The organism is Saccharopolyspora sp. NPDC050389 (genome assembly GCF_040655595.1).
Lineage (GTDB): Bacteria > Actinomycetota > Actinomycetes > Mycobacteriales > Pseudonocardiaceae > Saccharopolyspora.
On sequence record NZ_JBFAKG010000077.1, the window covers coordinates 45,019 to 50,704 of the forward strand.

Here is a 5,686-nt window from a genome sequence, read left to right on the forward strand (position 1 = left end):
CTCCCCCAGCCCCGGTCCCATCCCCCTCCACCGGGGTACCCCCCCTATCCACGGGAAATTGCGCCACCGTCCTCTGATCTGGGGTGCACGCCCAGGTTGGGCGCCCGCGCCCGGTTGTTCGGGGCCGGGATGCCCCGTTCACGCCTCGCCGGAGCGGGTGGGGTCGGCGTCGGGATCCCAGGAGAGGAGGCGGACCCGGCTCACCGTTTGGAGGTGGCGGCGCATGGCCGTGACCGCCGCGCGCGGGTTGCCCGCCCGGATCGCTTCGGCGATGCGTTCGTGCTGGGTCAGCGACTTGCCCGGCCGGTTGGGCTGGCGCAGCGACTCCTGGCGGCTCTCGGCGATCTCGACCGCGATCGTGCGCATGAAGTCGGCCAGCAGTGAGCTGTGCGCGGCGGCGGTGATCGCCGCGTGGAACCGGCGGTCGCCCTCGCTGCCGAGTCCGCCTTCGGCGATCTCGCGGCGCATGTCCGCCAGCGCCGCGTCGATCTCCGCGAGGTCGGCGTCGGTGCGCCGCTGCGCGGCCAGCTCCGCGAGCTTGGTCTCCAGCGCTTCGCGCGCTTCCAGGACGTCCGGCAGGCGGCGCTTGCGCGCCACGAGCTCGGCGACCGGTTCCGCGTCCAGCGACTCGCGGCGCAGGTAGCTGCCGCCGCCGTGACGCACCTCGACGAGGCCCTGCACCTCGAGCACCACGATCGCCTGCTTGACCGATGCGCGGCTGACGCCGAGGCGCTCCGCGAGCTCCCGCTCGGGCGGCAGCCGGTCGCCGACGCGCAGGCCGGAATCCGCCACGTGCTCCCGCAGCCGCTGCACCACCTGCTCGTACAGGCGCGGGCGGGCGAGCGGTCGCAGGGCTTCGGACACCGGGTTCCTCCAGGCCGGACGGATGGTGATCAGGCTAACACTGACCATTTGGCCGAGTGGATGAGCCAATTTTGCCACACTCCCTTGACGCGGTGTCCGAAACGGAGCAAAAGTGGTCGAGCCAGTGGACCACTGCCGGCTCGCCGGGCATCGCGGGTTCGCGGGCGGGACATTGACGAGCGTGGAGGTGGTCATGGCCGGCGCGGCGCAGGTGCTGTTCCCCAAGTTGCGGAAGCCCGACGAGAAGGAAGCGTTGCGCTTCGGCGCGAAGGCGCTGAACTACCGGGAGCTCGCGGCGGTGGCCGCCGGGATCGCGGAGCGTGTCGGGACGGCGAAGCGGGTCGCGGTCTGGGCGACCGCGTCGCTGGAGACCTGCGCGGCGGTCATCGGCGGGCTGAGCGCGGGCGTCGCGGTGGTGCCGATCAACCCGAAGGTGGGGGAGCGGGAGCTCGCGCACATCCTCGGCGACAGCGAGCCGGAACTCCTGTTCGCGCCGCCCGGCTTCCAGCGGCCGGAAGGCCTCGGCGACGTGCCGGTGCACGAGGTCGACCTGAGCGTGCGCGGCGGAGAGCTGCCGCCGGAGGCCGGCGACGACGATCCCGCGCTGATCGTCTACACCTCGGGCACCACCGGGCCGCCGAAGGGCGTCGTGCTGCCGCGCCGTGCGATCCGCGCCAACCTCGACGCGCTGGCGGAAGCCTGGGAGTGGACCGAGCGCGACGTGCTGGTGCACGCCCTGCCGCTGTTCCACGTGCACGGGCTGATCCTCGGCACGCTCGGCCCGGTGCGGCTGGGCGGCACGGTCCACCACCTGGGCAAGTTCTCGTCCGCCGCCGCGGCCGAGAAGCTCGCCGGGCCCGCGACGATGATGTTCGGCGTGCCGACCATGTACCACCGGCTGGCCGAGGACGCCGAGCGCGACCCGCAGATCGGGCAGGCGGTCGGCAAGGCCCGGCTGCTGGTCTCCGGTTCCGCGGCGCTGCCGGCGGTGGAGCACGAGCGCATCGAGCGGCTGACCGGGCAGCGGGTCGTCGAGCGCTACGGCATGAGCGAGACGATCATGAACTGCGGTGTGCGGGCCGACGGCGACCGGCGGCCTGGCTACGTGGGGCGCCCGTTCGCCGGGGTCGAGCTGAAGCTCGTCGACGAGCAGGGCGGCGAGATCACCGCCAGCGACGACGAGACCGTCGGCGAGATCCTGGTGCGCGGCTCGAACCTGTTCAGCGGCTACCTCAACCGGCCGGACGCTACGGAGGCGGCGTTCGCGGACGGCTGGTTCCGCACCGGCGACGTGGCCACCCGCGCGCCGGACGGCTACATCCGGATCGTCGGCCGCAAGGCCACCGACATCATCAAGAGCGGCGGCTACAAGATCGGCGCGGGCGAGATCGAGAACTGCCTGCTGGAGCACCCGGCGGTCGCCGAGGTCGCGGTCACCGGCGAGCCCGACACCGATCTGGGCGAGCGGATCATCGCCTGGATCGTGCGCGCGCCCGGCCAGGAGCCCGCCGAGCAGGAGCTGGTCGACCACGTCGCCCGCCTGCTCACCCCGCACAAGCGGCCGCGCGAGGTGCGGTTCCTGGACGCGTTGCCGCGCAACGAGATGGGCAAGGTGCAGAAGAAGGCGCTGCAGCATGGCTGAGCACACCGCGGCTCGCGCGCTCGTCGAGTCGGTCAGCCGGGGGTTCGAGGAGTTCGAGCCCCCGGCCGGGCCGCCGGCCGCGGACGGCCCGCTGGGCTGGCCCGGCTACGACGAGCAGCGCGCCCGCGCGACCGCGCGGACCGGCTCGGAGGAGTCGGTCCTGTGCGGGCGGGGCTGGGTCGGGCAGCGGCAGGCGGTGCTCGTCGTCTTCGACTTCGCCTTCCTCGGCGGCTCGGTCGGCGAGGCGGCCGGGGCGCGCATCGTCGCGGCCTTCGAGCAGGCCCGCGAGCTGCGGCTGCCGGTGATCTCGCTGGTCGCCTCCGGCGGCAGCCGGATGCAGGAAGGGATCTGCGCCCTGCGCCAGTTGCAGGAGATCGCGCGGGCCTGCCTGCTGGCCCGCCAGGACCGGATCCCGCACGTCGCGGTGCTGCGCGATCCGACCACCGGCGGCATGTGGGTGGCGCTGGCGGCGGCGGCCGACGTCGTGCTGGCTTCGCCCGGCGCGGCGGTCGCCTTCGGCGGCAGCCGGGTGCGCGGCGCGGCCGAAACCGGCGAGGCGTTCAACGCCGAGGGCAAGCTGGCCGACGGCCAGGTGGACCAGGTCATCGACGACGCGGAACTGCCCGGTGCGCTGGCGGATCTGGTGTCGCTGCTGCATCCGCAGCGGCTGGTGCGCCCGCCGGAACCGGCCCCGGTCCCGGCGTCGCTTGCCGCCGGAGACCCGCCCGCCACGGGCTGGGACGCCGTGCAGCGGGCGCGTTCGGCGGACCGGCCTCGCGCCGGTGCGTACCTGGACGCCTACTTCACCCGGCGCTTCGAGGTCAGCGGTGACCGCGCCGGCGGCCGGGACGGCGGGATGATCTGCGGCTTCGGCGACCACGACGGGCGCACGGTCGCGTTCGCCGCCCAGACGGGAACCGCGAACACGCCCGCCGGGTTCCGCACCGCGGCCCGGCTGATCCGGCTCGCCGACCAGCTCGGCGTCCCGGTGCTGACGCTGGTGGACACCCCGGGCGCGGCCAACGACGCGGCGGCCGAGCGCGGCGGTGTCGGGCCGGCCATCGCGGAGGTGTTCGCCGCGGTCGCCGACGCTCGGGTGCCGATCACCACCCTGGTCATCGGGGAGGGCGGCTCGGGCGGCGCGCTGGCGCTGGCCGCGCCGGAGCGGACCTGGATCACCTCGGACGCCTACTTCGCGGTCATCGCGCCCGAATCCAGCGCGGCGATCCTCAAGCGCGATCCGGCCGACGCGCCGGACCTTGCCGACCACCTGCGGCTGCGCCCCCAGGACCTGCTGGATCTGGGCTTCGTCCAGGGCATCGCGCGGTGATGTCCACCGCGAACTCGCGGTGGACATCAGCTCGACTCCGGTGGCCATAGAGGCTGTTTTGGATGTGGGGAAGTTGGGTGCGGTAGGGCGGGTTTTGTTCTTTGAAGCGGCGTAGCCGCTTAGCCCACCTATGCAGCTTGCACCGCCGCGGGTTCTCAGACGTCGTCTGGCGAGGACAGCCCCGATGCCGCGTTGGGTCATACGTAAGTCGGGGATCCCACAGCCAGGCGACGTCTGAGGTTCCGCTATCCGCACCGGGACGCAAAACGAGTCTGGAAACAGCCCCTACATGTGGGTGCCGCCGTCGATGCGCAGTTCGGTGCCGGTGACGAACGCTCCGTCGTCGGAGGCCAGCATCGCCACCACGCCCGCGACCGTCTCCGGTCCCGCCATGCCCTGCCCGATGGCGGGGAGGAGCTTCGCGAACAGGCTCATGTCGGCATCCTCCGGCAGGCCCGGGCCGCGGCCGGTGGTCATGCCGCTGCTGATCGAGCCGGGTGCCACGGCGACCGCGCGCAGGCCCTGCTTGGCGTATTCGCTGGCCAGTGCGTGGGTGAACGACTGGATGCCGCCCTTGGAGGCCGCGTAGGCGGCCATGTAGGGATGCGCGAAGCTCGCCGAGGTCGAGCTGAAGTTGACCACGACACCGCGTCCGGACTCCAGCAGCGCGGGCAGCGCCTCGCGGGTCATCAGGAACGTGCCGGTCAGGTTGACCGACAGGATCGTGTTCCAGAAGTCCAGCGTGGTCTCGTGCGTGTGCGACGACCGCAGGATGCCCGCCGCGTTCACCAGCACGTCGAGCCCGCCGAGTGTCGCCACGGCGTCGGCCACGCCCGCGCGCACGGCGTCCTCGTCGGCGATGTCCACCACGGCGGTGCTCAGCCGGTCGGCGGTGCCGTTCTCGACGGCCTCGGCGGTGGTGGCTGCCAGGCCCTGCTCGCTGCGGTCGAACCCGACGACCCGGCCGCCCTCGGCGAGGACCCGGTGCACCGTGGCCTGCCCGATGCCCGAACCGGCCCCGGTGATCAGGATGCGACGTCCCTCGAAGCGCTCCATTGGGCTTCCCCTTCCCTCTTGCACGGTATCGACACAACGTGTCTATGTGGCACAACATGCCATATGGGTGTCTTATTCCTAAAATGGGGACGTGAACCTCACCGAACGCCGCAAGGCCGCCACCCAGCTGGAAATCGCCCGTGCTGCCGCCGCGCTGTTCGCCGAGCGCGGCTCCGACGGCACGACGGCGGAGGCCATTGCCGAGCGCGCCGGGGTGAGCCTGCGCACCTTCTACCGCTACTTCCGCACCAAGCAGGATTCCGTCGCGCCGTTGCTGGCCTTCGGTGCCGGTAGCTGGCAGGACCTGCTGGCGGCCACGCCACGCGACATCTCCCTGCCGGACGCGTTGGAGCAGGCGGCCGAAAGTGCCTTGGCCGTCCGCGACGACGGGGACGTCGAGTCCTTCGGGTGGACGCGGGGCCTGCTGCGCGCGGCCGCCAACGATCCCGCGCTGCTGGCGGTGTGGGCGAGCGTCAACCAGGAGTCGGAGCAGCGGCTCGTGCCGCTACTCGCCGAACGCGCCGGTGCCGCCGACGACCTGCAGATCCGCTTGACGGCCGCGGCGGCCACGACCGCCATCCGGGTGGCCGTCGAGGCGTGGGCGGCGAGCGACGCCCCGGCGGACGGCGCCGGGTCGGCGGCGGAGCTCGCCGTCCGCTGCATGCGCGAGCTCACTGCCGGTCTCGGCCGCTAGAGAGGCTGTTTCCAAACTCGTCCTGCGTGGCGGTGCGGGTGGCGGCCCCCCTGCGGGAGTCACCGCGGTCTTCTCGCTGTGGGATCCCCGACATCATGAA

General features: G+C 72.8%; 5 protein-coding genes. 3 read left to right on the top strand and 2 right to left on the bottom strand.

Features of this window, described 5'->3' with window-relative positions; translation table 11 throughout:
• Positions 1-138: 138 nt before the first annotated feature.
• Positions 139-864 carry a FadR/GntR family transcriptional regulator gene (locus AB0I53_RS36625; protein ID WP_358613382.1) on the bottom strand — a complete coding sequence of 242 codons (726 nt, stop codon included), beginning with the start codon at positions 862-864 and terminating at the stop codon, positions 139-141.
• A 193-nt stretch (positions 865-1,057) separates the two neighbouring features.
• Between AB0I53_RS36625 and AB0I53_RS36630 the strand changes: the two genes are divergently transcribed.
• Together AB0I53_RS36630 and AB0I53_RS36635 are read left to right on the top strand one after the other, a co-directional pair.
• The gene (locus AB0I53_RS36630) at positions 1,058-2,506 is read left to right on the top strand and encodes an acyl-CoA synthetase (RefSeq protein WP_358613384.1); all 1,449 of its coding nucleotides are present in this window, start codon (positions 1,058-1,060) and stop codon (positions 2,504-2,506) included.
• Entirely contained in the window at positions 2,499-3,836 is a 1,338-nt protein-coding gene (locus AB0I53_RS36635; protein WP_358613369.1) for a carboxyl transferase domain-containing protein, read from the top strand. Before AB0I53_RS36630 ends, AB0I53_RS36635 begins: the two co-directional genes overlap by 8 nt.
• A 285-nt stretch (positions 3,837-4,121) precedes the next feature.
• On the opposite strand, the gene AB0I53_RS36640 is transcribed toward AB0I53_RS36635, so the two are convergent.
• Positions 4,122-4,892, bottom strand: a complete 771-nt coding sequence (locus tag AB0I53_RS36640; RefSeq protein ID WP_358613371.1) for an SDR family NAD(P)-dependent oxidoreductase — start codon at positions 4,890-4,892, stop codon at positions 4,122-4,124.
• A 91-nt stretch (positions 4,893-4,983) separates the two neighbouring features.
• On the opposite strand from AB0I53_RS36640, the gene AB0I53_RS36645 reads away from it, so the two are divergent.
• Entirely contained in the window at positions 4,984-5,586 is a 603-nt protein-coding gene (locus AB0I53_RS36645; RefSeq protein ID WP_358613373.1) for a TetR family transcriptional regulator, read from the top strand.
• Positions 5,587-5,686: the final 100 nt, after the last annotated feature.